This window comes from Phytoactinopolyspora halotolerans, assembly GCF_010550675.1.
Lineage (GTDB): Bacteria > Actinomycetota > Actinomycetes > Jiangellales > Jiangellaceae > Phytoactinopolyspora > Phytoactinopolyspora halotolerans.
Window position 1 is genome coordinate 40,003 of the sequence record NZ_JAAGOA010000025.1, and the last position, 25,266, is coordinate 65,268.

Annotated in this window: 26 protein-coding genes; 11 read left to right on the forward strand and 15 right to left on the reverse strand. The window is 67.6% G+C overall.

The genetic code is table 11. From position 1 onward, the window contains the following. Nucleotide 1: 1 nt before the first annotated feature. On the forward strand, nt 2-280 hold the full coding sequence (locus tag G1H10_RS26495; protein WP_163743643.1) for a hypothetical protein: 279 nt from the start codon (nt 2-4) through the stop codon (nt 278-280). Between the two features lie 5 nt (nt 281-285). On the opposite strand, the gene G1H10_RS26500 is transcribed toward G1H10_RS26495, so the two are convergent. Then, nucleotides 286-981 (reverse strand): haloacid dehalogenase-like hydrolase, encoded by a 696-nt coding sequence (locus G1H10_RS26500; protein WP_163743644.1) that lies wholly within the window; start codon nt 979-981, stop codon nt 286-288. Between the two features lie 236 nt (nt 982-1,217). Between G1H10_RS26500 and G1H10_RS26505 the strand changes: the two genes are divergently transcribed. Next, on the forward strand, nt 1,218-2,207 hold the full coding sequence (locus G1H10_RS26505) for a DUF389 domain-containing protein (protein ID WP_163743646.1): 990 nt from the start codon (nt 1,218-1,220) through the stop codon (nt 2,205-2,207). On the opposite strand, the gene G1H10_RS26510 is transcribed toward G1H10_RS26505, so the two are convergent. Next, on the reverse strand, nt 2,193-2,663 hold the full coding sequence (locus G1H10_RS26510; protein WP_174264699.1) for a DUF6194 family protein: 471 nt from the start codon (nt 2,661-2,663) through the stop codon (nt 2,193-2,195). The genes G1H10_RS26505 and G1H10_RS26510 overlap by 15 nt on opposite strands. A 76-nt stretch (nt 2,664-2,739) precedes the next feature. Here G1H10_RS26510 and G1H10_RS26515 point away from each other — a divergent pair, with 76 nt between their 5' ends. The 3 genes from G1H10_RS26515 (at nt 2,740) to G1H10_RS26525 (ending at nt 5,384) form a co-directional block, all read left to right on the forward strand. Continuing rightward, on the forward strand, nt 2,740-3,450 hold the full coding sequence (locus tag G1H10_RS26515) for a MerR family transcriptional regulator (RefSeq protein WP_163743765.1): 711 nt from the start codon (nt 2,740-2,742) through the stop codon (nt 3,448-3,450). Nucleotides 3,451-3,545: 95 nt separating this feature from the next. Further along, nucleotides 3,546-4,157: a DUF1989 domain-containing protein gene (locus tag G1H10_RS26520; RefSeq protein ID WP_163743650.1), complete on the forward strand. Its 612-nt coding sequence runs from the start codon at nt 3,546-3,548 to the stop codon at nt 4,155-4,157. 81 nt (nt 4,158-4,238) lie between these two features. Beyond that, on the forward strand, nt 4,239-5,384 hold the full coding sequence (locus G1H10_RS26525) for an oxidoreductase (protein ID WP_174264695.1): 1,146 nt from the start codon (nt 4,239-4,241) through the stop codon (nt 5,382-5,384). Here the strand turns inward: G1H10_RS26525 and G1H10_RS26530 are convergent. From G1H10_RS26530 to G1H10_RS26540, 3 genes are all read right to left on the reverse strand, one after another. Beyond that, nucleotides 5,356-6,870 (reverse strand): NCS1 family transporter, encoded by a 1,515-nt coding sequence (locus G1H10_RS26530; protein ID WP_163743652.1) that lies wholly within the window; start codon nt 6,868-6,870, stop codon nt 5,356-5,358. The two genes, G1H10_RS26525 and G1H10_RS26530, sit on opposite strands and share 29 nt — an antisense overlap. 36 nt (nt 6,871-6,906) lie before the next feature. After that, entirely contained in the window at nt 6,907-7,791 is an 885-nt protein-coding gene (locus tag G1H10_RS26535; protein ID WP_163743654.1) for a polysaccharide deacetylase family protein, read from the reverse strand. An 89-nt stretch (nt 7,792-7,880) separates the two neighbouring features. Then, nucleotides 7,881-8,894 (reverse strand): asparaginase, encoded by a 1,014-nt coding sequence (locus G1H10_RS26540; protein WP_163743657.1) that lies wholly within the window; start codon nt 8,892-8,894, stop codon nt 7,881-7,883. A 120-nt stretch (nt 8,895-9,014) separates the two neighbouring features. Between G1H10_RS26540 and G1H10_RS26545 the strand changes: the two genes are divergently transcribed. Then, nucleotides 9,015-10,154, forward strand: coding sequence for a LacI family DNA-binding transcriptional regulator (locus G1H10_RS26545; protein ID WP_163743659.1), 1,140 nt, complete (start codon nt 9,015-9,017; stop codon nt 10,152-10,154). On the opposite strand, the gene G1H10_RS26550 is transcribed toward G1H10_RS26545, so the two are convergent. The 4 genes from G1H10_RS26550 to G1H10_RS34195 form a co-directional block, all read right to left on the reverse strand. Then, entirely contained in the window at nt 10,149-11,813 is a 1,665-nt protein-coding gene (locus tag G1H10_RS26550) for a PucR family transcriptional regulator (protein ID WP_163743661.1), read from the reverse strand. The two genes, G1H10_RS26545 and G1H10_RS26550, sit on opposite strands and share 6 nt — an antisense overlap. 392 nt (nt 11,814-12,205) lie before the next feature. Then, a complete protein-coding gene (locus G1H10_RS26555; RefSeq protein ID WP_216853689.1) occupies nt 12,206-13,159 on the reverse strand; it encodes a sigma-70 family RNA polymerase sigma factor in 954 nt (317 codons plus the stop codon). A 110-nt stretch (nt 13,160-13,269) separates the two neighbouring features. Next, nucleotides 13,270-14,868: an MFS transporter gene (locus G1H10_RS26560; RefSeq protein ID WP_163743665.1), complete on the reverse strand. Its 1,599-nt coding sequence runs from the start codon at nt 14,866-14,868 to the stop codon at nt 13,270-13,272. Between the two features lie 29 nt (nt 14,869-14,897). Next, nucleotides 14,898-15,029, reverse strand: a complete 132-nt coding sequence (locus G1H10_RS34195) for a hypothetical protein (RefSeq protein WP_281354424.1) — start codon at nt 15,027-15,029, stop codon at nt 14,898-14,900. Between the two features lie 615 nt (nt 15,030-15,644). Between G1H10_RS34195 and G1H10_RS26565 the strand changes: the two genes are divergently transcribed. Further along, on the forward strand, nt 15,645-16,478 hold the full coding sequence (locus G1H10_RS26565) for an NAD(P)H-binding protein (RefSeq protein WP_163743667.1): 834 nt from the start codon (nt 15,645-15,647) through the stop codon (nt 16,476-16,478). 284 nt (nt 16,479-16,762) lie between these two features. On the opposite strand, the gene G1H10_RS26570 is transcribed toward G1H10_RS26565, so the two are convergent. Beyond that, the gene (locus tag G1H10_RS26570) at nt 16,763-17,449 is read right to left on the reverse strand and encodes an LmeA family phospholipid-binding protein (protein WP_163743669.1); all 687 of its coding nucleotides are present in this window, start codon (nt 17,447-17,449) and stop codon (nt 16,763-16,765) included. Between the two features lie 334 nt (nt 17,450-17,783). On the opposite strand from G1H10_RS26570, the gene G1H10_RS26575 reads away from it, so the two are divergent. After that, entirely contained in the window at nt 17,784-18,485 is a 702-nt protein-coding gene (locus tag G1H10_RS26575) for a DUF4287 domain-containing protein (protein ID WP_163743670.1), read from the forward strand. Between the two features lie 34 nt (nt 18,486-18,519). Here the strand turns inward: G1H10_RS26575 and G1H10_RS26580 are convergent, their stop codons facing one another. Together G1H10_RS26580 and G1H10_RS26585 are read right to left on the reverse strand one after the other, a co-directional pair. Further along, nucleotides 18,520-19,425, reverse strand: a complete 906-nt coding sequence (locus G1H10_RS26580) for a hypothetical protein (protein ID WP_163743672.1) — start codon at nt 19,423-19,425, stop codon at nt 18,520-18,522. Continuing rightward, entirely contained in the window at nt 19,422-20,021 is a 600-nt protein-coding gene (locus G1H10_RS26585) for a hypothetical protein (RefSeq protein WP_163743674.1), read from the reverse strand. The genes G1H10_RS26580 and G1H10_RS26585 overlap by 4 nt, the downstream gene beginning before the upstream one ends. Nucleotides 20,022-20,556: 535 nt before the next feature. On the opposite strand from G1H10_RS26585, the gene G1H10_RS26590 reads away from it, so the two are divergent. Further along, on the forward strand, nt 20,557-20,865 hold the full coding sequence (locus tag G1H10_RS26590; RefSeq protein ID WP_163743676.1) for a hypothetical protein: 309 nt from the start codon (nt 20,557-20,559) through the stop codon (nt 20,863-20,865). A 67-nt stretch (nt 20,866-20,932) separates the two neighbouring features. On the opposite strand, the gene G1H10_RS26595 is transcribed toward G1H10_RS26590, so the two are convergent. Continuing rightward, nucleotides 20,933-21,346, reverse strand: coding sequence for a VOC family protein (locus G1H10_RS26595; RefSeq protein ID WP_163743678.1), 414 nt, complete (start codon nt 21,344-21,346; stop codon nt 20,933-20,935). A 95-nt stretch (nt 21,347-21,441) separates the two neighbouring features. Here G1H10_RS26595 and G1H10_RS26600 point away from each other — a divergent pair, with 95 nt between their 5' ends. Both G1H10_RS26600 and G1H10_RS26605 read left to right on the forward strand, forming a co-directional pair. Further along, complete coding sequence (locus G1H10_RS26600; RefSeq protein WP_163743680.1) at nt 21,442-22,053, forward strand: TetR/AcrR family transcriptional regulator; 612 nt, start codon at nt 21,442-21,444, stop codon at nt 22,051-22,053. An 86-nt stretch (nt 22,054-22,139) separates the two neighbouring features. Beyond that, nucleotides 22,140-22,907: a maleylpyruvate isomerase family mycothiol-dependent enzyme gene (locus G1H10_RS26605; RefSeq protein ID WP_163743682.1), complete on the forward strand. Its 768-nt coding sequence runs from the start codon at nt 22,140-22,142 to the stop codon at nt 22,905-22,907. A 109-nt stretch (nt 22,908-23,016) separates the two neighbouring features. On the opposite strand, the gene G1H10_RS26610 is transcribed toward G1H10_RS26605, so the two are convergent. Then, on the reverse strand, nt 23,017-23,754 hold the full coding sequence (locus G1H10_RS26610; protein ID WP_163743684.1) for a FadR/GntR family transcriptional regulator: 738 nt from the start codon (nt 23,752-23,754) through the stop codon (nt 23,017-23,019). A gap of 160 nt (nt 23,755-23,914) precedes the next feature. After that, the gene (gene dgoD / locus G1H10_RS26615) at nt 23,915-25,060 is read right to left on the reverse strand and encodes a galactonate dehydratase (protein WP_163743686.1); all 1,146 of its coding nucleotides are present in this window, start codon (nt 25,058-25,060) and stop codon (nt 23,915-23,917) included. Nucleotides 25,061-25,266: the final 206 nt, after the last annotated feature.

Here is a 25,266-nt window from a genome sequence, read left to right on the forward strand (position 1 = left end):
GATGGACGCCCTGGATCTGATCCTCGGTCTCCTCTTCATCGTCCTGCTGACGTCGGGCGGATGGATCGTGTGGGGTGTGGTGCAGAGCCGCCAGCGGGCGCATGAGCTGAAGGTGCTGCGCGAGCGCGAGGCGACCGAACGGGCCCGGCTACAGATCGAGGCGGACGAGCGCGCGCAGGAGCGCGCCGATCGCATCTACCTCGACGCGGTACACCGCCACACCGACCCCGAGCCGCGGGAACTCAAGCGGGCGGCGCCGGAGGACCGCGACGACGGATAGGACGCTCAGTCCTTGCCGCGGCTCTTAGCCGGCACGCTTTCGCGCGGCGGTGGCCAATCGACGAGCATGACCCTGTCTGGCCTCGTGAGGTGTTCTCGGATCTGACGGGCGTCCTTCTCCGACAGATTGACCAGCACGGCGGTCTGGGCCAAGTCAAGCATGGGGGCATCGGAGGCGCTGTCCCCATAGCAAGCGACGATCTCGCCGTCGACGCCGGATTCTACGAGCATGTCGACTTTCCTCGCACCGTGACAATGGCGGTCCGCGACCAAGCCTCCCGCGCGCCGCCTCAGCGTCGAACCGACGACGTGTATCCGGGGATCGATCGCGTGGCACAGTGGAACGGCGAGATGTTCCGCGCATGCGGTCACGACGGCGACGTGGTCGCCGGCAAGGAAGTGTTTCTCCAGCGCATCAGCTCCGCCCGGCCTGATCCGGCCGGCGATACCGAGGCCATCCAGGTAACGCTGCACGAACTCCGCCAGCGCGACGTCGCCTATTCCTACTGTGCCCAGCCACAACAGCAGCGAACCCGCGTGGATCCGCCACGTCCGGCGAACGAGCAGAACGCCGATCACCGGCAGGAGCACGACGGCACCAGCCATGCGGACGGGGTTGCGCCGTAGCAGGTGGATGGTGAAACGCTCGAACGAGTCGTGATCGAGGACCGTGTCGTCAAGATCGAACAACGCCCAGGTCATGCCTTCCTTCCCGGTCTCCTCAGAGAGCCACTGGCCGATCGGGTGTCCACGTTCCGATGACTGCTTCGGACGTCCCCACAGTGTCCGGCGCAAGCTTTCCGGGCCTGGCTCGATTTCTCAAGCCGGGCTGCGAACGGCGGCGGCGTGCGCGGTCGCGGAACCCCAGCCGCTGCGGTCGCGGAGCCCGACTCCCGCATGTGCGGAACTCATGGACCGCGATTGCGGAGAATGAGGGCATGCTCCATGTTCGGCTCATTGCTCCAGCTCGTCTCACGGACAGCGTCGTCGCGCTCGCCGACGGGTCCGCTGCGATCGTCAACGTTGTGACGCTCCGCGGCGCGGTGTCCTCACCCGCCGGCGATCTCATCGAGTTCGATCTGGTTCGCGAAGGAGCCGACGCCGTCCTCGCCGAGCTGCGGCGACTCGGGCTGGGCGAGGCCGGCACCATCGCAGTGAACGACATCGACCTGATGATCTCCGCCGACGCCGACGCGGCCGGCAGAGCAGTGCCGGGACGGTCGGAGGACGCCGTCGTCTGGGACGAACTTTCCGCGCGGACCGGCGCCGACGCGGAGCTGAGCTGGTCGTTCCTGGCGTTCCTCACGCTGGCGACCCTGCTGGCGGGTATCGGCGGCGTGCTGGATCAGCCGATCCTGATCGTCGGCGCGATGGTGCTGGGACCGGAGTTCGGAGCCATCGCCTCGGCGTGTTTCGGCGTCGTCCGCCGGGAGTGGGGCCGGATCGCATCGGCAGGGACGACACTTCTGGTCGGGTTCGTGTTCGCGATCGCCATCACGGCGGCGTGCGCCCTGGCGGGAAGGCTGCTGGGCTGGGTCGAGCCCGAGGTGCTCGGCCATCGCCCACTCACCGGCTTCTTCTTCCACGCCGATCGATGGTCGTTCGTCGTGGCCGTGCTCGCGGGGATCGCAGGCATTCTCGCCATCACCTCGGAGAAATCCACGTCGCTTGTCGGCGTCTTCATCTCGGTGGCGACCATCCCCGCCGCGGGTAACATCGCACTCGGCTTGGCCTTGTCACACTGGTCCGAGGCGGGGCGGTCCGCCATTCAACTCGGGGTGAACCTCGCCGGCCTCACGATCGCCGGCATCCTCACACTGCTTGTGCAGCGCGCATTATGGTCCCGGTTCGGCCTGCGCCTGCCATCGCTTGCCCAGCCGACACCCTCAGCGCCGTCATCATCGCCAACGGACTCAGCCGGTCGATGAACCGGTGCTCCGACGCAGGGCTCGGCGCTTGGCGTCGTCGTGTGCCCGATGCAGGAGACGGGTCGCCAACGCGTATGTCCTGACACCTAGGTTAGTGATCGCGACCCAGCCTTGTGCCCGATACAGCGGGTGCGGGAGCACGGTGTCGGTAGCCGTGTAGTCCCAGAGCTTCGCCGTGCTTCGGGGGCTTTCGCCCGTAAGCTCGACGAACGCACCGGCGCCGACGTGCATGTTCACGCGCCAGCGATCAGGATGGTCAAGGTCGCACAACGCATCGTCGGGATAATTCTTCGTGACGATGGTGGCGTAGGGCTGCTCACGCTCCGGAACGCGGCCATCCGGGGCGTAGTAGAAGAAGTGGTCGCCCCAGGCGATCTCGGGGAAAACGCTGCCTTCGGCGGGGGCGAGCTCGAGCACGCCGTCGAACGCCCTGACCGTCTCGAGAAGTTGTTCCATACTCATGGGTTCAAGCGTGAACTTGAAGTGCTTATGGAGGGTTCGCATGATCAGAGCGAGCGAAGCGGCCTCACCCATGACCACGGCTGCCGTCGCGGCGGCGACCGGCTACAGCGCACAGCAGGTCCGGGATCTGGAGGCGCTAGGCGTGGTCCCGGATGCAGCCAGGTCACATACCGGGTACCGGCAGTTCTCTGCGGCGCACGTCTGTGCCCTTCGCGCGTACCGCGACCTCGCGCATGCCGTGGGACCTGTCGACGCGCGAAAGGCGATGCAAGCGATTCGCACCCTGCCGCCCGAGCAAGGGGTTGCGTTGATATGCGGACTCCACGCTAAGCTCAACGACGAACGTTCGCAGGCACTCGCAGCGCGCTCTGCGCTGGAGTCCATCCGGGCCGAGGCGACGACCGACGCGGAGCCCGTCGACGGGGACGCCATGACCATCACGGAGTTGTCGCAGGCCCTCGGGGTCAAAGCGTCCACGCTCCGCTTCTGGGAGAAGGTCGGACTGGTAGCACCCGACCGGGTCACGACGCGAGCAGGGACGGCACGGCGCTACACCCTTTCCGCCATCCGGGAAGCGCGCATCACCGCGGCCCTCCGAGCAGGTGGCTACCGCATCCCGGACGTGCAGAAGGCGATCACAGCAGTCCGCGACCTCAACGATGTGAGCCACTCACTCGCCGCGCTCGACACGCGACTGGAGGCCATCGCCCAACGCGCACTCGCTCTTCTACGCGCAGGAGCCCTGTTGGCAGGGATGATCGAATCGGCCCGGGCAGCGTGAACCACAGAACGTCAGGCTGATCATCCAGCGTAGCGCTGTCCTGATGGAGAAATCTCTATACCCGACGTGCACCGGTATCTGTTCGACTGGACGACATGGCAACCAGATCCTCTAGCCCAGTCCTGGTCCCGGCGCGTGAAGGCAGAGCCTTCACCGTCAGCGCCGGTCAGCGCATCCGGATCAGCGACGTCCAGGGTGGCCAGGTCGGCGACGTGTTCGCGTTCGCGGCGGACAACCCGGCCGAGCACCATAGCGCCGCGCACACCCGGGCACACGTCGACCGGCTCTTTCCCGCACCTGGCGAGCAGTTCGTCACCACACGACGTCGGCCCATTCTGACCCTCATCGACGACACGTCGCCGGGCCACCACGACCTCCTCATCCCGGCATGCGATCCGGCGCGATACGCGGCGCTCGGAGCCGACCGTCACGCGTCCTGCGCGGAGAACCTCCACGCCGCGCTTGCTCCGCTCGGCATGCGCATCGACGTCGTGCCGCAACCGATCAACGTCTTCATGCACATCCGCGTCAACGCCGATCAGACGCTGAGCTGGCTACCCGCAGAGACACGGTCCGGCGACGCGGTCACGTTCGAGGCCGCGCTCGACTGCATCGTCGTCGTCTCGGCATGTCCGCAGGACCTGGTCGGGATCAACGGCGGCCGGCCGACGCCGCTCGCCGTCCACGTCTCCGATCCGGTCGCCTGAGACTGACCTGACCCCGCGCGACACTGCCCGACCGGTCCGCAACGCCACCCTGCACCCGTTTCTTCACCAGCGAGGTTCACCATGACATCCAACTCCACCGTGCCCATGCACCCGGCCCTCAAGCCTGCGCAGATCGGCCCGCTCGAACTGCTGAATCGCCTCGCCGTGGCTCCGATGACCAGAGTGTCCGCGACGCCGGACGGCGTGCCCACCCGGCAGATGGCCGAGTACTACGCCTCGTTCGCGCGAGGCGGGTTCGGCCTGATCATCACCGAGGGCACCTACACCGACCTTCGATACAGCCAGGGCTACCTGAACCAGCCCGGCGCGGTCACCGACGAGCACCTCGCCGGATGGCGCACGGTGACCGACGCCGTCCGCGCCGAGGGTGGCACGCTGATCGCGCAACTGATGCACGCGGGCGCGCTCTCCCAGGGCAATCGCTACACGGATGAGACCGCCGGCCCGTCCGCCGTCCGACCCCGCGGAGCCATGCTCTCCGAGTACGGCGGCGAAGGCCCGTGGCCGATGCCGAAGGAGATGAGCGCCGCTGACATCGACGAGGCCATCACCGGATTCGTCCACGCCGCCCGGCAGGCGCACGAGGCCGGATTCGCCGGCGTCGAGCTCCACGGCGCCAACGGCTACCTGCTGGATCAGTTCCTCACCACCTACACCAACCAGCGCACAGACTCCTACGGCGGCGACGTGAACAACCGGGTCCGGCTCATCTGCGAGGTCGCGTCCGCGGTCCGTACGGCCGTCCCGGCCGGATTCGTCGTCGGCGTCCGGCTCTCCCAGACCAAGGTGAACGACTTCGAGTACCGCTGGCCCGCCGGCACCCACGACGCCGAGATCATCTTCCGCTCCCTCGCCGCCACCGGAGTGGACTACCTGCACATCGCCAGCGAAGGACGGGACTGGATCGAGACAGCCCGTCTGGACACCGGCGACACGATCACCGCTCTCGCCCGACGACACACCGGGCTCCCCGTCGTCGCCAACGGCGGCATGCACCGCCCCGATCAGGCAGCTCGGGTGCTGGACGAAGGCCACGCCGACATGCTCTCGATCGCCCGCAGCGCCCTGAGCAACCCCGATCTGCCGCGCAAGCTCGAAACGGGCGAAGAGCCGGCCGACTTCGACCACGCGATGCTGCACCCGATGGCGACACTCGACAACGCCGCCCGCTGGGCCGCTAGACGTCTGGCCGGTCGGCGGCTGTGATCGTGCCGGCGGGCGCGCGGGTGAGCCCGCCGTCGTCGGACGAGTAGACCCACTCACAGCCCGCCGTCGTCGCCAGGAAGCGAACGTCGAAGCCGGACGTGACCTCCTGCTGCGGATAACGCGGCAGGATCCAGAGCTTCATCAGCACCAGGTAGAGGACGAAGCCGAGCGGCAGCCCGACGATGTAGGCGTAATCGAGCAGCACGACGGCGACACCGCCGGCCGCCGCCCAGGCGATGATCCCCGCCGGGTTAACCCCGCCGGCGAATCGGAACTGCCCGTCCGCCCGGTACAGGTCCGGCACGTTGAGCCGGCGACGCCGGACGACGTAGTAGTCGGCGAGCATGATCCCGCCGAGGGCGCTGAGCACCGCGCCGTAGTAGTTCAGGAACGTGAACAGGTTCTCCAGGATCAGCCACGGCATGGCCAAAGTCCCGACGACGCCGGCGAGAGCCACGGCGACCGGATACGACAGCCGCGGCGCGCCGGCGTTGACGAACGTCAGCGCCGCCGGGATGAGGTTCGCGGCGTTGTTCGTCGACCACTGCGCCAGGATCACCAGCGCGAGCAGCACGAAGAGCGTGAACCCGGTGCTGGTCTCCTGGATCACGCTGACCGGGTTCCAGTCGCCGGCGGCGATGAAGGAGACCGCTCCGATCAGGGCCACGAATGCCTGGGTGATCGGCAACGCCAGGAACTGCGCCGCGAAGACGTGCTTGTTCCGGCGGACGAAGCTACCCGCGCCGGCCTCGGTGCGCAGGAACCGGGTGAGGTTCGGGATGTCGACCGCCAGCGCCGACCAGAACGCCATGTTGCCGACGAACAACACCAGGATCGAGATCTGCTCACCGCCGGCGAACGTCCAGATGTTGTGCCCCTCGGCCGACGCGAGATCCTCCAGGGTGAAGTACATCCAGATCGACACGGCGATGATCGCCGGTGCCGCGATCGACGCCAGCCGCTCGACGGCTTTGATCCCCAGCGCCGTGTTGACCACCTGGACCACCGCGAACACGGCGTACCAGAGCGGCCACGACGAGAAGCCGGTGAAGTACTCGACGATCCCGTTGATGGCGAGTGCACCCAGGTAAGTCTGAATGCCGAACCAGATCGCCGCCACGATCCCCCGGGATATCGCCGGCAGGTGCGTGCCGACGGTGCCGAATGGGGCGCGCAGGTAGACGGCGAAGGACAGGCCGTGTTCGGTGCCGATGTCCGCCGTGAGCGTCATGACCACGGCAAGCACCAGGTTCGCGAGCAGGATGGTGGCGACCACGGTGCCCAGGGGCAGACCGGAGACGCCAGTGGCACCGAGCGAGAAGGTGGCGATGATCACCGCCATGCCCACCCAGATGTAGACGAAGCCGAGGGTGCCGAACTGCCGCCCGGCCAGCGTGACCGGCAGGATCGACTCCTCGAGCAGGTGGTTCGGCTCGCCACGGCCGGTATCGTGCGAGGTGGAACGTACAGGCGGAACTGCAGACATGGAACTCACCTCGTTCTGGGACGCGTTCTGGGATGGTCAGCTACGGGGACGCGGGTTACGGGCGAGAAAGTCGGCGGCGATCTCGTCGAACGTGGTCCAGCGGACGCCGTCGTGGCCGTTGATGTGCTCGATCAGCCGCTCCAGCATGAGCAGCACCTGCGGCCGCCCGGAGACGTCGGGGTGGATCGTGAACGTCACGACGCCGTAGTCCATCTCCCGGTAGACCCAGTCGAACTGGTCCCGCCACAACTGCTCCACATCGCGCGGGTTGACGAAACCGTGGCTGTTCGGGGCGGACTTGATGAACATCATCGGAGGCAGGTCGTCGAGATACCAGTTGGCCGGGATCTCGACCAGGCCGGTCTCCTCGCCCCTCACCAGCGGGCTCATCCACTCGTCGGCCGAACGCGTGTAGTCGATCTTCGACCAGCGGTCCCCGACGCGCACGTAGTACGGCGAGAAGTCGTTGTGCATCAGCGAGTGGTCATAGGTGATGCCGTGATCCAGGAGGAGTTGCGCGGTGGCCGGGGAGAACTCCCACCACGGCGCGACATAGCCGGTGGGGCGCTTGCCGGCTAGGCTCTCGACGAGCTCGATCGACCGTTCCAGCACGGCCGTCTCCTGCTCGACACTCATCGCGATCGGGTTCTCGTGCGAGTAGCCGTGCACGCCGATCTCGTGACCGGCTTCCGCGACCGCCTTCATCTGGTCCGGGAACGTCTCGATCGAGTGCCCCGGGATGAACCAGGTGGTGGTCAGGTCGTACCGGCGGAACAGCTTCAGCAGCCGGGGTGCACCTACTTCTCCGGCGAAAAGCCCGCGCGAGATGTCATCGGGTGAGTCCTCCCCGCCATACGAGCCGAGCCAGCCCGCCACGGCGTCGACATCCACGCCGAACGCACACAAGATCTCCTTGGCCATGCCTCTCTCCTCCTCGCTGTGTCCTGCCTGCTCCGGACTGACGTCCGGGCCTTATTCCTGTCCGCGTAGCCCCCCACGCGCCTTCTTCTTCAGCCGTGCCGGGCCACGAGGTCGGCGACGCCGGCCTGCGAGCCGGCCGTGGCGAGTGCGAGCGCCAGCACCAACCGGGCGTGCGCCGGCCGTAGCGTTCCGCCGAGAATCGCCCCGGATCTGACCAGGTCAGCGCCTCCACCGGCGCCGCCGTACCGGGGGACGACCGGCCCGGCGCCGGTCCGCGAGGTGACCACGGTCGCGATGCCGACCTCCACCGCCGCCCGGATCTCCTTCGCCATGGACGGCGGCACATTACCGGCGCCCAGGGCCGCCACGACGATGCCGCGCGCGCCGGCCTCGATGGCTGCGCGTACCAACGTCCCGTCGGCGCCGGCGTAGGCAGAGACGACGTCGACGCGCGGCAGCGGAGCGTCGAGCACGGACAACGCGAACCCGGCCGGGCGATCCGGGCGGGCGACCACGCGAACATCCCCGCCGTGGCAGATGGCGACCGGCCCGGACGATGGGGCAGCGAACGCGTCGGCGGCCAGCGTGTGCGCCTTGGTGGCGAACCGCGCCGGCCACGCATTGCCGGCCATGCAGATCGTCACGCCGGCGGTTCGCATACCCGGGTGTGCCGCGAGCCGCACCGCGTCGTTGAGGTTGCGCGGCCCATCCCGGTCGGCCTCACCGGCATGGCGCTGTGCGCCGGTGAACACGATGGGGGTCCCGCCGGCGTGCACGAGGTCGGTGAGGAACGCGGTCTCCTCCATCGTGTCCGTGCCGTGGGTGACCACGACCCCGTCGTTCGCGCCGGCCGCCACGACGGCGGATCGCGCGATGCGGCGGAGTTCCTCGTCGCCGATGCCGTAGCTGCCCACCCGCACGATCTCCTCCGCCTGCACGGCGACCCCGTCGACGTCGACGGCCGTGAGCAGCTCGTCCGGCCCGTCGCTGGCGACCACATCGGCGCCGCGTGGCCGGGAGGCGATGGTTCCTCCGGTGGTCAGGACCTTGACCCGGGGCATCCGTCCGGCGTCGCGCTCCGGTGGCTGTTTCGGTCCGCTCACACGACCAGCTCCTTGTTTCCGCCGTGTTGCAAGCGATGGCGCAATCGATTGTGCATCCGTTCGTGGAACAATAGGGTCAGCTCGCAAAGCCGTCAAGAGTCAGCGGAGGACCTTTCACAGGTGAGCAGGTCAGAGAGGGAGACGCCGGGCAGCCCAGAGAACGGCGCCGCCGGTACGGCAGCAGGACCTGTCGCCGGGTTCCGCACCGGAGGACCAGTCACGCTGCGGACCATCGCCGAGCGAGCAGGCGTCCATCCGTCCACCGTCTCGCGGGCGCTGAAGCGCTCCGCCGGCGGAGACGAGACCGCCCGGCGCATCCGGGAACTGGCGGCCGAGCTCGGATACCGCCCGGATGCGGCCGCCGCCAGCCTGCGCACCCGCCGGTCCGGCGCGGTCGGCGTGCTCGTGCATCGGCTCACCGACGTCGTTCAGGCGATCCTGTTCGAGGCGATCGAGCACACGGTGCTGGAGCTGGGCTACCAGGCCATCGTCGCCAACACCTACGACGATCCGGACCAGCAGCGCCGCCGTGTCGAGCTGATGCTCACCCGCCGGGTGGACGGACTCATCCTGGCCGATGCCCACCTCGACCGCAGCTACGTCGACTGGGTCGCGGAGCTCGACATCCCCTTCGTGCTGGTCAACAGGCACGCCGGGGACTATCCGTCCGTGACGCTCGATGACTACCTCGGCGGACGGCTGGCCGGCTCCCATCTGGCCGACCTGGGACACGCCCGCGTCGGCGTGCTGCGCGGGCTGCCCCACTCCAGCGCGTCGAGCGAGCGGATGGCCGGCTGCCTGGACGCGTTACGCGAGCGCGGCGTCGACGTTCCCGAGGACGCCGTCGAGGCGACCACCCTCGACGCGTCGACCGGCCGCGAGGGGATGCGGCGCCTGCTGGAGCGTCGGCCGGACACCACCGCCGTCTTCGCCGTCAACGACTTCGATGCGCTCGGTGCCGTGATCGCGCTGCGGGAGGCCGGACGCGAGCCCGGCGTCGACGTCGCCGTCGTCGGCTTCAACGACGTCCCGGTGGCCGAGGCCGCGCAGCTGACCACGGTCCGCAGCCCGCACGCCACCATGGGGGCGGCCGCGACGCGCATGCTGATGGACGTGATCGAGGGACGTCATGTGGAGAGCATGCGGCTGTCCCCGGAGCTGATCGTCCGTGCCACCAGCTGCCCACCGCCAACCCCCAGCCCCAACCCACCCCAGCCCTCAGCCCAGCCCCATGATCATCGAGGATCCGCGGTGCTATAACCCCCTGAATCCTCGATGATCACGAGCGTCGGCGGTCTCGATCGCGCGCAGGGCGAGGAACAGGTCCACCCGGTCCTCTGTACGCATCACGTCTCGGCCGCACAGCTCGGCGATCTTGGCGATCCGGTTGCGCAGCGTGTTGACGTGGACGTGCAGCGCCTCGGCGGTCTGCGCCCAGTGCCCGTCGTGATCGAGGAATGCGCGCACCGTGGCTTCCAGCTCGCTGCCGCGCTCGTCGTCATGCCGACGGATCGGGCCGACGACGTTCCACGCGAACCGGCGCAGCGTCGCCGGATCCTGCAGTCCGAGCAGCATGTGGTACGTCCCCAGCGAGTCGAAGCTGGCCACCCGCGCGCCGGGTGGGCGGCGCCGCAGCACACGGCAGGTCTCCCGAGCCTGGTGCAGCGCCGTCCGCACTGTCCCCACCCCCGTGCCCACGGAGCCGAGCCCGACGGCCACCCCGGTGCCGGAGCCGTCGCCGAGCGATGTCGCCAGTCGTTTCGCCATGGCGGTCACGTCGTCGTCGGGCCCGCGCGCCGGCAGGATGACCGCGACGTCCTGCGGACCACCGGCGACGACGGCCGGCGTCGCCTCGACGACGAAGAACTCCCGCACCGCCTCGACCAGATCCATCGGGGTCGTGTCCACCGAGCCCGGGTTCACCGAGCCTGGATCCACCGCGCCGGGGTACGACGGATTCGGGCTCGTTGACGCTGCGCTTACGGGATCGGCGACGGCGATCGCCCACGCGGTGAGCCAGCCCTCGGGGTCGATACCGAACCCTTCCAGCCGATCGGCGACCAACCGCTCATCGGTCGAGGTCGAGGAGACCATGTCGAGCAGTTCGCTGGAGAAGCGCATCTCGATCGCCTGGGCCAACTGCGTCCGCGCGAGCTCGAGGCTGACGAACTTGGCCGCCTGCTCCACGACGGCGCGCTGGCCGGCATCCAGCTGGTCCATCGCCGTCAGGCAGATCAGGGCAGCGTCCGCACCGCCCAGCGCTCCGCAGAGAAACACCGCGGCCGGTCCGCGCCGGTCAAAGCGGACGTCCAACGGTGGCGGATGCGCGGCGAGAGCCTCGGCGACCCGGCGACACTCGCGGTCGTCGAGCGCCGCACCGGCGAGATGTCGCCCCATCCGATCGACGACGGCGGTCTCCAACTCTGGATGGTCGCGGCCGAGCACCTCGAGAACTCCGGCGACGCCGCCGCCTCGCGACACCGAGTCGGCGAGGGCGTCGCTGCGCCGGACGGTCCGGGTCAGCTCCTGCTGGCGCTGCTCGGCATAGGCGTCGGCCGCCGCCCGGGATAGCTCGGTGAACGGCACCGACACGGCCAGCTCCAGGAGGGCAACGTCGGCCGCACGACAGGCGTCGACAAGCTCGGCTGGCGTCGCCGGGGTCTGGGTGCGCAACCCGAACACGATCCCCGCACCGCCCGCCCGCTGGACGTGACCGACGAACTCGGCAGCCGATTCCGCGCCCTGAAACCAGAGGCCGTTGGTCATGACGAGCTCGCGCTCGCGCAGATACGGAGATGGATCGAGCAACTCCGTGTTGTGCACCCAGCGAACCGGCTCGTCGACCGCGCCCGGCGCGCCGCTGACCAGGAGCCGCAGCCGCAACGACCGATCGGCGACGAGCGAAGCGATAGTGAACACGGCTGTCACTCTATCCATGGCATGTGTCGATCTACTGGATGTTCCTCTATTCGCGCCAGGCGTCGCTGCTGCTTCGCCCGCCATTCAACTCGGGGTGAACCTCGCCGGCCTCACAATCGCCGGGATCCTCACGCTGCTCGTGCAGCGCTCACTATGGTCCCGGATCGGCCTCAGGCTTCCGCCTGTCGCGCCGCCGACGCCGACCGCGACCGCAGCATCATCGACGCCAGCCGCCACCTCGGGCCACGCCACAGATTCCTAACCTGCCGACGCACGTCGGTCCACTGAGCTGCTCAATCCCACATGAGGCGAAGAGCAGATCCAGGGCGACGTCCGGACGGTCCCGATGCTCAAGCCGAACTGTGGCAAGGCGTCCAGTACGCCACCCCACTTCACCACCGGGTGACGAGCGGCGCGTCGGGTTCGCGCTGCCGCCAGGCTTCGGTGAGGCGGACGAGGCGGGCGGGCGCGGCGATGCCGAATACCATTGCGACCTTGCCGCCCGCGGTCTCGAACGTCACCGTGCCGACGACCTGGTCGTCGACCACGAACAGGATGGCGGGAGCGCCGTTGACGAGCGCGTAGTGGACGGTGGGCATATCGCCGGCAAATCGCCGTCGCACGGATGCAGGGTTGAAGCCTGCCAGTGCGACAGCGGCGATGTGCCGCGGAGTGCCGTACCGCAGTAGCTTCTGGGTCAGGCCGGCGCCGTCGGAAATCGCGATCGCGTCGTCGGTGAGCAGCGCAACCAGCCGTTCGGTGCGGCCCGAGGAGGCAGCGGCGAGGAACTCCTCGACTATCCTGCGGGCGGAGACCGGGTCGACTTCGCCGCCGCCGCGGCGCGCGGCGGTGATGCGGCGCCGGGCCCGGTGGAGGTGCTGCTGGCTCGCGGACTCGGTGATGCCGAGGATCTCGGCGATCTCGGTGTGCCTATAGGAGAACGCTTCACGCAGGACGTAGACGGCCCGCTCGAGGGGCGACAGGCGCTCCATGAGCGTGAGCACGGCCAGTGAGACCGATTCGCGCCGCTCGAATGAGTCGGCCGGGCCGAGCATCGGGTCGCCGTCGAGCAGCGGTTCGGGCAGCCAGGCGCCGACGGTGCGTTCGCGGCGGGCCGACGCCGAGCGGAGCCGGTCGAGGCACAGGTTTGTGACGATCTTGGTCAGCCATGCTTCCGGTACCTTGATCCGCTGCCGGTCGGCGGCCTGCCAGTGCAGGAACGCATCCTGCACGATGTCTTCGGCATCGGCGGCGGAGCTCAACATCCGGTACGCCAGCGAGGCCAGCCGGTTCCGGCTGGCCTCGAACAGGCTGGTGTCGAAGCCATCAGTGGCGGTGCTGTCCACGCGGATCACCCTATGGGCTGGGCTCCTCATCAACGATGATTGCCGTCATCCGGAGCCAGGAGCGAGAACGCCGCCCGCAGACTCGGAAACGACAACAGGCACCCAGGCGATCATCGGGCGGCGACGACCTCGGTGTCCTCTGCCTCGTTCGACGTGGCCGCGGGGACGCTGTTCTTCGGGCCGCGCAGGGCGATGTAGACGAACAGCACGGCCATAACGGCGACGCCTGCCCACATGGCCTGCTGCCAACCATCGATGTAGGACTGCCTTGCGGCGTCGACCAGGTCCTGCGCGCGTGAGCCCGCGCCGCCGGCGGCCTCGAGTGCGGTGGCGATGCCTTCCCGTGCGGGGCCCGCGGTCTCCTCGGGCATGCCGTCCAGCCGGTCGTCGATGGCGTTGCGGTAGCCGGCCGTCAGGATGGCGCCGAGCATGGCGATGCCGAGTGCGGTGCCGAATTCTCGGGTGACGTCGTTGAGGGCGGAGGCGACGCCTTGCTTCTCGCGCGGCAGGGAGAGGGTGATGGCCTCGGTGGAGGGCACCATGGCCAGGCCCATGCCGAAGCCCATGACGACTATGCCGGGCAGGATCGACAGGTAACCACCGTCGACGGAGACCAGCAGGGCCATCAGCGCCAGGCCGACGCCGGTCAGCACGATGCCTGCGGACATTGTCGAGCGGGGACCGGCCCGCACGGCCAGCCTGGGCGCAAGGCCGGAGGCCATCATCATCGCGACCGCCATGGGCATGAGCGCCGCCGCGGACAGCAGCGCCGACCAGTCGACCACGGCTTGAAGGAACGGGAAGAGGACCACGAAAATGCCCGACTGGACACCGAAGACCACGAGTAGCGTGATCGAGCCGCCGGCCAGGCCGCGGTCACGGAACAGGCGAACGTCCAGCAGCGAGGCGTCCCGGCGGCGCAGTTCCCAGGACACGAAACCGGCTGCGGCGAGGAGGCCGACGGCGAGACTGACCAGGGTCGCGGTAGCGCTCCAGCCGCGCTCCGGTCCCTCCTGCAGGCAGAAGATGAGGGCGGCGACGGCGACGATGGATATCAGTGCGCCGATGGTGTCGAAGGCGTGGCCGGAGCGCTCGCGGGAGTTGGGAACCGACGTCAGCGTCATGGCCATGGCTACGACGATCAGCGCGATGGGCAGGGCGAACAGCCAGCGCCAGTCGGCGACGTCGACGAGAAGGGCAGAGAGGAACATGCCCAGGATGCCGCCACCTCCGGCGACGCCGGTCCACACGCCGATCGCCTTTCCACGCTGCTCCTCGGGGAAGGTGGAGGTGATGACGGCCAGGGTGATGGGCATGATCGTTGCTGCGCCGATACCGCTGGCCACGCGCGCGCCGATCAGCACCTCGGCGGTCGGGGCCAGGGCCGCCACCACGTTCGACACGCCGAAGACGGCCAGCCCGGCGATCAGCATGGGCTTGCGGCCCAGTCGGTCACCGATCGCGCCGAGCGGCAGCAGCAGTGCGGCCAGGGCGAGGGTGTAGATGTTGATGATCCACAGGACTGTGTCGTGCGAGGTGTCGAAGTCGACGGCCATCTGCGTCTGGGCGACGTTCAGCCCGGACACCGACGCGATGACAGCCATCAGCGCCATCGAGACGGCGATCAGGATCACGCGCAATTGACGCGCAGCCGGCGCGCCCTCGCGGCTCCCGTCCGCGGGTGCCGCCTGTGCAGAGTTCGTACTCATGGATTCCTCTTAAGAAAGGGCATGCACAATCAGCCCGGAGCAGGACCGGTTGCCGTGTGCATGGGCGGTGAGATGGGGACCTGCGTCTGAATGGTGACCGCGAGGATGCGACGTGCCACGAACGTGCCGCCGGTGCTGAAGGCGTCGATGCGGTGCTTCATACGTTGCTCCTGTCGGTTCCTCGCTCTCGGTGAATTGAGCGGAACTGCGCCTCGATTGCTGACAGGAAGCGTGTGTGGCATGAGTCACAGAGCGACGGGAGCGCTGACCAACGATGCTCGCGACGCCGCGGCTAGGTGGGTGTAGGCCGAGCTGAGCGACGTGATCTGATGCCGATCACCGTCGGCATCGACCGTCATGCTCGCCATGCGGAAGATTCCCGTTGGCTAACTCGCCGAACTCGTCGCATCACATCCGCACAACTGGTCGTGCCGAACATTGGCCGTGTCGAGGCCGTCCGTGGCATGTCACAAATCACCGAGCCACTTCGTCTCACATGTCGCAGACACCACGGGAAGACCGAACGCGTCTCCAGGGAAGGTGCGAACTTGATGGACCCTGCTGAGCTCCTGCCGATCGTCGTTGCTGGTCGGCGCGCTGGCGCAATCCGGAGGACTTTCGTCCACCTCGCGCTGGGACGCGAGGGCTCCCGCTGCGCGGGCACGACGCTCACGCGTGTCGAGCGCTGCTCATCGCCACCGCGCTGATCGCCTTGTCCATCGGGCTCATCCGCGTCGCCTGACTCTGGCCCACGACGATCGACGGAGGAAATGAAGATGATCTTGGTGACCGGTGCAACCGGAAATGTGGGGTCGGAGCTGGTTCGTGCGCTGTCCGAGGCCGGCAAGCAGGTGCGCGCGCTTACGCACAGCCCGACGGATGCCTCCGTAGTGCCCCCCGGCGTCGAAGTCGTGACCGGTGATCTGAACCGGGCGCAGAGCCTGACCGCCGCTCTGACCGGGGTCGACCGGATCTTCCTGCTGCCCGGCTACCAGGACATGCCCGGCATGCTGACGCTGGCCCGGCGGACCGGAGTACGGCAGGTCGTGCTGCTTTCCGGAGGCTCCGCCGCACTCGCGGACCTCAACAATGCGGTGTCCCGCTACATGACCCTCGCCGAGCAAGCCGTGCGCGAGTCCGGGATGCCGTGGACCCTCCTCCGGCCGCGGGCCTTCATGTCCAACGCCCTGCGCTGGCGGCCGCAACTCGCGGCCGGCGACGCGATACGCGTGCCGTTCGCCGACGTCCCGGCCGCCGTCATCGACCCGTACGACATCGCGGCCGTTGCGGCCCAGGCACTGATCACCGACGACCACGAAGGCCGGATCCACGAACTGACCGGACCACAGCCCCTCCTGCCCGCCGACCAGGTCGCCGTGCTCGCCTACGTACTCGGACGCGACCTTCGCTGCCAGGGCCTGACAGACGCCCAGGCACGAGAGGAGATGAGCCGGACGATGCCCCCCGAGTACGTCGACGCGTTCATCGACTTCTACGCCGAAGGCACTCTCGACGAATCAACAGTGTTCCCCACCGTCCGGGAGGTCACCGGGCACGAGCCGCGCACCTTCGAGCAATGGGCCCGAATCCACGCCCGCGCATTCCATTGAGCGCTTCGACATCACAGACCCGATCGCAGAGTTCGCTGACAGGACTTCGGCGGGGTTGCGGACGGTGTCGAGTTCACGCTGGGCGGCGTCTTGGTGAAGGAGGTCGGCCGGGTTGTGGTCGGCCTCCTCGGCGGTATGGAGGGCTTACCGTCGTCGCCCTATGTGAGCAACGAGCCGGCAGTCGGGCTGCCCCCCGGTCCAGGGCGTCGCGGCGGCGATCCTCGCCGTACCGCTGGCCGAACGGATGTGTCGACGCCTGGGGATCCCGACGTCGCACGGGACGCCTACGACGACGAGTCGAGGTTGAGCGACACGCCGTCGCCGGTGACGGTGAGCTGCTGCGCGCGCAGGCCGAGCGGCAGACCGGAGAGATCGGAGATCCGGTACGTCCCGGCTTGGTCGATCTCCACGTCGAGACCGGGCAGTTGCTCGCCGACGTCCACCTCATCGATCTCAGCGATGACCGAGTCGCCGTCCAGCCCTGGGGTGACCACGAGCGTCGCCGCTCCCTCCGGCTGCGCACGCACCTCCAGCTGCTCGGTCTCAGGCAACGGAATGACCTCGACGTCGACGAGTTGGCCGGGGAGAGCGTCGACGATGGCCTGTTCGAGGCCCTCGGATGGGACGTCGACGTCCATGACGGCGCTGGCGGCCGAGATGTCGTTTCCGCCGAGCCAGCGGGCATCGGTCAGCTCCGCGTGCGCGCTGGCACCGGTCATCGATCTGTAGCTGAGCCCTTGCGCGTCGATCTCCACGGTGGCCAGCTCGCGGTTGATGAGGCGCGGAATGACCGGGCTGGTTCCGAGCGAGACCTCGGCCGTGCCGCCCCACTCGTCGGCCACGAACGCGGCGATACGGTCCTTCACGACGGCGCGGGCGAGCAGTTCTGCACCGACGGCGAGGGCCGCCAGGACAAGCAGGACAACCAACCACACCCATGCGCGCGAACGCCGCCGTCGAGACCGTGCCATGTGTGCACAATACGGGCGCCGCCATCGGCAGCACCGACCCAGCCCACACTCCCCACCCTTCTCCCCCACCCCCATGATCATGAACACTTGCCGTGCTATGTGAACGGATACTGTTCATGATCATGACCCAGGGTGCGCGTTGCGGCGTCCGGATACCACGCATAACCTGGTGTCGGCGGTGTTCCACGCCTCACCTCCTCTCTCCGGTGCTCACGCCACCGGCTCCGTGGAGGCAAAGGGGACCACGAGTTCTCGGGACACAGGTGAGCATGCCCCATCCGGCGGGGTGACGAGAGCGTGAGTCTCGTAGCCGCGCCGTGAACAGGAGCATGTGATGACCAAGCAGAAGTCGTTCAAGACCCGAGTCCGCACTCGGATGGAGAAGACCGGCGAAAGTTACGCCGCCGCGCGTCGCCAGCTGCTCAGCAAGAACGACGAGGCGCCGAGTGAGCCGGCCGCCGAGGTTGCTCCGCCCGAACAGAACGGCGCCGTTCGAGCCCTACAACAGTCCGAGCAGTCGGCGCTGGAGCGCACCGGACGCGGCTGGGACCAGTGGTTCGCGCTCCTCGATGAGTGGAACGCCACTGCACGGGCGCACGCCGAGATCGCTCGGTGGCTCATCGAGGATCACGACGTGCCCGGCTGGTGGGCGCAGAGCATCACCGTCGCGTATGAACAGGCACGAGGCATGCGCGCGCCCGGGCAGCGCAGCAACGGGACCTTTTCCGCGACGGCCAGCAAGACCGTCGGCGTGCCCGTTGAGCGCCTGTTCGACGCCTTCAATGACGCCGTGCTCCGGGAGAAGTGGCTGCCGGGCGCAGCGCTGCACGTCCGTACCGCGACCGCACCGAAGACATTCCGGGCGGATTGGGCCGACGACGGGACCCGGATCGTCGCCGGGTTCACCGCGAAGGGCGACGCCAAGTCCTCCGTCGGCCTCGAACACGAGAAGCTGCCAGACGCCGAGGCGGCGGCCGAGATGAAGGCCTATTGGCGGGACCACTTCGGCGCCCTCAAGCAGCTCCTCGAGGCGTAACGGTTCGGCGTGACCGGGTGGGCACAGCGCCCGCTCAGTCGACGAGGACGGTGCGGGCGCTGTGCACGGTGAAGGTTTCCGCTGCCGTGTAGACGAGGGGTTCGATATCCGTGATCGGCGGGTTCCCGTCGACGTACAGGGTGACCTCCCAGGTCGCGGTCAGATCGACGTGGCCATCGCCTGACCTTGTGTACACGGCGTGTACGGGGTAGTGGCCGGGATTCGTGATCGGATCGGTGCCGTCATATCCATAACCGGGGCCTGTACCGCCAGAGCCGTTGCTCCACGACCACGCATACGACGGCTCGGCTTCGACACTCCCCGGAAGCGGATTCTCGATATCGAAACCGACCGTCCCTGGATCTTCGGTAGAAGCGATCACGGGCAGATTCACTACGGCATTCACCGCCGGGGCGACGTCGATCTCTGGCTCGGTGATCTGCTTATAGTGCTCCTCCAGAATTGAGACGACCTCCGCTTCGACGTTGGCGAGAGGTATCGGTTCTGCGCCTTGCCCCGCGGTCTGGCAGACACGATCCCGGCCCGGCCACGGCTCCCACGGATCGCTTTCGCTCTCCCTCCGATAGACGCGCACGTAGAGGCCGTACTCGCCGTCCTCTTCGCAGATAGCCTCGGCACACATGACATTTCCGGGAAGATCGGACTCGTTTGTCCGACAGCGGACGACGTAGCGCACCATCCACACCACGCCGTCCTCATCGATCGCCTCGCCACCCTGAGGCAGCGGCGTATCCGGGTAGAACGTCCGTGTGTTGCTGTCGTAGATGTATCCGACACCTTGACTATCCACCTCCGGCGTCGGCGGCGAAGGCGGGCACTCGCCACCCCACACGCCACAAGAGTGCGCAGGAACCACCATAACTGTGAAGTAGAGCATCAATACGATTGCACCTGAAAGGGAGATAAACTTCCGGCTCACAAAACCTCTCCCGATACGATGATCCAATCCCCAGCCTCGCTTCGAACCGCCTGGTAGACGCTCTGGACATCTACATATTCGTCAAACTCCTGGACAACCTCGCCTCCGGTCGTACGCAATGCACCTGAGGGCGAATCCATCACAGTCATAAATACCACCGACCCGCCTTCAATCGACGTCAGTTGGACGCTAGAGACTACAACTTCACCCGCGTCGAATACGAGGCCCTCATCATGCTTGCGCTTAGTCAGCTCATAACCATGCAAGCATTCTTGGCAACTGTCGGCGAACATCTCACGGCGTCGCTCCAGTGCGTCCTCTGAAGACCAGCTCTCATTTACGACGTCGATGTACTCTTCGAAGAATTGGGTGATCTCTGCTTCGATTTCCGCCGTTGGGTCGGGCGCCGGACTGGGGCCATCCGTCGCCTCGTCGGTTGCTGTCGCACCGGGGCTGTCGCTCGGTCCAGGGGACGGAGTGGACTCAGACTCGGCTACTGCTTCGCCGGTCGCGCTGGACGCGTCGGTCGGCTGGGCATCAGGCTCGTCATCTGAGCAACCAGCAAGTACGACGACTGCGCACAACAGTACGGCCAAGCATCGGCCAGGCGAGCCGAACCGGCGTGGACCGACTCCCAGCCACGCCCGGACGCGGGTAGACGTGGGCGCCGAACCCTCCGACGCGGACGTGGCATCAAGCCGCGCTCCGCGCCCCACCAAACGGCGCTCAAGATCATTCATGGCGGACAGAATAATCCCACGCACCCCAAGGCGCCAGACGCGCAACCGAATGATGACAAAGACGTTGACAACTTGTCCGATACGTCTGCCGTGCGCCAGTTCCTCCTTGTCACTCGTTCAGGGTGCCAAGGCTGATCCACCTACCCCCTCGCGCCCACATCGGCCGGCAGGCCGCCCACAAGCTTTGCCCACTTGTGAGCCGAGTCACCAATGACGCACGGCACCGTCGAAGCACAACACACACACGACCGAGGTGCACTCGCGTTCTCCCAGCGCACCGAGGTGGAGACGGAGCTCACATGGTCTGTTCATCTGACTCTTGGCGCTCTCTCAGGTTCGGTGTGAAGGATGGCAATCAACGACGAGACGACCCTCGTCATGAGGAGTGAAAATGTACGCGATTCCGACTGCAGCAGAGATCCTGGGCGTGACACCAGCAGCACTGGAGGCGGCCCTCGAGCGCGGCGAGACCATCGCCACGCTATCCAGATCCTGCGATGTCGACGTTGACACGATGACGGAATCCTTGGTCGACGCCGAGGTTCCGGATGTCGAAGCGCTGGCGACGATCGCCGGGTTCACATCCGACGAGATCGCGCAGTTCGCGGCCGAGTTACGCGCCTACCTCGTCGAGTTCGTCAACGAGGGCCAAGACGCCGCCGACAACCTGTTCGACAGCCCGGCACTCGTCGCCGCCTGACCACACGTAGCGCCCTGCGGTGCGAGGCCTCCCTCCCCACGCTCCGCGGGGCGCTCGCATACCTCACTCACTGCAGGAACTGCTGCGCGAACTCCTCCGACGGCGGGATCTCCGTGATCACGTCCACCAGCACACCCGACGGATCGGCCACGATGAAGTGACGCTGGCCGAAGTCCTCACTGCGCAGCGGTAAGACCGGCACCAGTCCGGCACCATCCACCAGCCGCCGATACTCGGCGTCCACATCGTCGACCTCGAAGTTCAGCAGCACCCCTCTGGCGACGTTCCGATAGCCGTCCGGAATGGTCGGATGGCCAGCGTCCAGGATCGCCAGCTCGTACGACGGATCGCCGTCGCGCCGCAGACTGACGTACCAGTCGGCCTCGAAGACCACGGCGAAGCCGAAGTGTTCCACGTAGAAGTGGCGACTCTCTGCCACCTTGTCCGTGCTGATCACGGGATAGAAGCTCGACAGTTTCATTGGTTTCCGCCTCTCAAAAGATACGTACCGTTGGTATGTTTCTTCTTCGAATCATAGATACATACCGTCGGTACGTCAACCGTTATGATCGGTCCATGCCCACGACGCCTCAGCCGACACGTACGACGCGGACCAAGGCACAGCAGCGCGAGGAAACCACCCGTGCCCTCGTCGAACATGCCCGACGCCTCTTCGCCGCCAAGGGATACGCGCACGTCAGCCTCACCGAGATCGTCCAGGCCGCAGGCGTCACCAAGGGCGCGCTCTACCATCATTTCTCCGGCAAGGACGACGTGTTCCGCGCCGTGCTCGAACACGTCCACGGCGAGGTGGCCGAGCGCATCGCCGACGCAGCTCCGGACGCCGACCCCTGGACACAGCTCGTCGCCGGATGCCGAGCTTTCCTCACCGCGAGCACGGAACCGGGGATTCAGCGGATCATGCTGATCGACGCCCCGTCCGTGCTCGGCTGGAGTGACTGGCGTGACCTGGACGCGGCCACCTCCATGCAACAACTCGAGGCCGCGCTGACGCAGCTGGTGGACGACGGCGTCATCGTCGACCAGCCGATCACGCCACTGGCCCACCTGTTGTCCGGGGCGATGAACGAAGCCGCGCTCTGGCTTGCCCGGTCTCCTAACCGCGACCGTGACCTAGAGGACACCATGGCCACGCTCACCCGCCTCCTCCAGTCGCTGCGCGGCTGACCATATCCGGCCAACCTCCCGCCGGAAACGGTCAACGTCTCAACGGTGCGCAGACACGGCAGCATCGCCGACTCTACGATTCCGTCATGCCGACGCACTTGGCGCTCGACGACCACCTTCAGGCACTGGCCGCCAGCGGGACGAGGCTCCGCGACGCCGCCGCCCGCGCTGGAGTGGCCGCCGCCGTGCCGACCTGCCCAGCCTGGGACGTCACCGACCTCGTCGCACATCAAGGCATGGTGCACCGGTGGGCCGCCGCCAATCTCCGCGGTGACGGAGACCATGACGCTGCCGCCTCGGAGTCGGAAGGCAAGGCGGCACCCGACATCTTGGCGTGGTTCACCGCAGGCCTGGACGATCTACTCGCGACGCTACGAGACACCACCGAGGACGCCGAGGCGATGGTGTTCCTGAAGGACGCACCGCCACCTCGCCGATTCTGGGCACGACGACAAGCACACGAGACGACGATCCACAGCATCGATGCCGTCGCAGCCGAGATCGGGCACGCACCGCTCGCGTCCGACGTGCCGCTCGACCCGTCATTCGCAGCCGACGGCATCGACGAGCTCCTCTGCGGTTTCATCCCGCGTCGCAAGAGCAGGCTGCGCTCACCCGAGCCGTTCGCCGTGCTGGTCACCACCATCGACACCGGTCACGCGTGGACCGTGCAGATCAGCGACGAGCCTGTCTTGACCACGGTCGGCGACACAGGAAACGCCCACGCGACGCTCACCGGTACCGCCGCCCAGCTGTACCTCGGCCTGTGGAACCGCGGCGACGAGCTCAAGGCCGACGGCCGAGACGACGTGCTCACCCTATGGCGCGACCAGGTACGCGTCCTCTGGCGCTGATCCGGACCAGCACCGGCTTCGCCTTCGCGGCCCTGCATCGCGCGAGTTCCGTATGGTGCGACGACCCCCGCGTGGTCCGACCTGCGGCGCTCGCGGCGCGAGACGGACGCTACGAGGTGGCGGACGAGCGCCGAGACGAGTGCAGGTAGCCGGTCAGTGCCTTGGCGTCGCGCACCGACTCCTCCAAGAGGTCGCGCATCGCCGCTTCAGCGGTTCCCGGCCGCTGTGCGCGCACGGCCTCCAAGACCGCCCGGTGGCTGGGTGTCGGATCGGGCACGCTCGGCCGGGCATGCACCAGTTCGTCCCGCTCGGCCAGCCCTACCTCGATCACCATCTCCATCCGCTGCAGCAGCTCGTTATGCGTCGCGGTCAGGAGCGCATGGTGAAACGCGAGGTCAGCCTCGATGTGCCCGTCGGCGTCGCCGTTCTGGAACGCCTCGGCCATGGCGTCAAGGGCGGCGTCCAGCCGTTCGAGGTCGTCGACCGTGCGTCGTTCCGCCGCGAACCGGGCAGACGCGGGTTCGACGATCGACCGCACTTCGGCCAGATCGTCGAGGAAGGCCAGGTCGTTCTTGCCCTTGAGCTGCCATCCGATGACGTCGGCGTCGAGCAGGTTCCAGCTACCGCGGTCGCGAACGTAGGTGCCGCGCTTCTGCCGGGCGTCGACCAGGCCCTTCGCGGCGAGGACCTTCAACGCCTCCCGGACCACCGTCCGGCTGACGTCGAACTCCTCCCCGATCGCACCCAGGTCCAGCCCGGAGCCCTCCGCATAGCGGCCGGACAGGATGCGCTGCGCGAGCTCGTGCACCACCTCGCCGTGCAGCCCGCGTCGCTGGTACACAGCCACTCTCGTCCTCCACCTACCCCACGATGCTCAACGGCCGGGGCCACCCTGCCGGCACGATCACCCGGCGCGGCCGGCGACGTCTGCGGATCGAGCTCTCCGACGTTCGCTGTGCAGGCCATTAAACCACGGAAGGTTACCATTAAATCTGATTAATCGCCTTTCACCACTCGGCGAAACTACCGTCCTCGTGGCGCCACACCGGCGAGCGCCACCGGTGTCCGACCTTGTCCGCCTGCCGCACCGCCTCCTCGTCGATCCGGATGCCCAGACCCGGCCCGAGAGGCCGCTCCACGTGACCGTCCACGAACCGGAACACGGACGGATCAAGCAGGTAGTCCAGCAGGTCGTTGCCGACGTTGTAGTGGATGCCCAGACTCTGCTCCTGGATCAGGAAGTTCGGCGTCGCGAAGGCGACCTGCAGGCTCGCCGCCAGCGCGATCGGCCCCAGCGGACAGTGCGGCGCCAGCACCGCGTCGCACGTCTCCGCCAGCGCGGCGATCCGTCGTACTTCAGATATTCCGCCGGCATGGGAGATATCCGGCTGCACCACACTCACGCCGGCCCGCAACGGACCGAGGAACTCGTGCCGGTCGAAGTAGCGCTCACCCACGGCGATCGGCACCGAGCTGGCCGCCACCAACGACGCCAGCCGCTCGTCGAATTCGGGCAGCACCGGCTCCTCGACGAACAACGGATGCAGCGGTTCCATCAGCGGCAACAGCCGTCGCGCGTTGGCTGCGGAGACCCGCCCGTGAAAGTCGACGGCGACGTCCCGCGACGGCCCGAGCGCGTCCCGGGCGGCCTGCAGCCTGGCCAGCGCGTCGTCGATCTCGCCGGCCGTGGCGATGCGGCTCATCACCGCGCTGCCGTTCATCTTCACGGCGGTGAAACCCTGCTCGACCTTTTCCGCCACGGCGTCGCCGATCTCGGCCGGCTCATCCCCACCGACCCAGGTGTACATCCGCACCCGCTCCCGCACCGGACCGCCGAGCAGCGCATGCACCGGCGCACCGTACACCTGCCCGGCGATGTCCCACAGCGCCTGGTCGATTCCGGCGACGGCGCTCGACAGCACCGGTCCGCCGCGGTAGAAGCCGCCTTTGGACATGATCTGCCAGTGCTCCTCGACGCGCAGCGGATCCTGCCCGACAAGGTAATCGGCCAACTCGTGCACGGCGGCGCGCACGGTGTCGGCGCGACCCTCGAGGATCGGCTCACCCCAGCCGACGACGCCCTCGTCCGTGGCGACGCGGCAGAACAGCCATCGGGGCGGCACGGCGAACGTCTCGATGTCGACGATCTTCATCCGGTTCTTCCTCCTCACGGGCGCGCCCGTCGCGGTGTGCCGGCTGTGTGGATCCGACGGTCCGGTCCGTACCGGCGTCGCGGTCCTGCGCGTGATCGTGCGGGCGGTCGAGGTGGCCTTCCTGCTGGTGTGGCAGTACCAGGCTCTCGCACCGCGACGGTTGCCCGCCAACCTAGCATTAAAGTTTTTATATGACTATTTCTTGA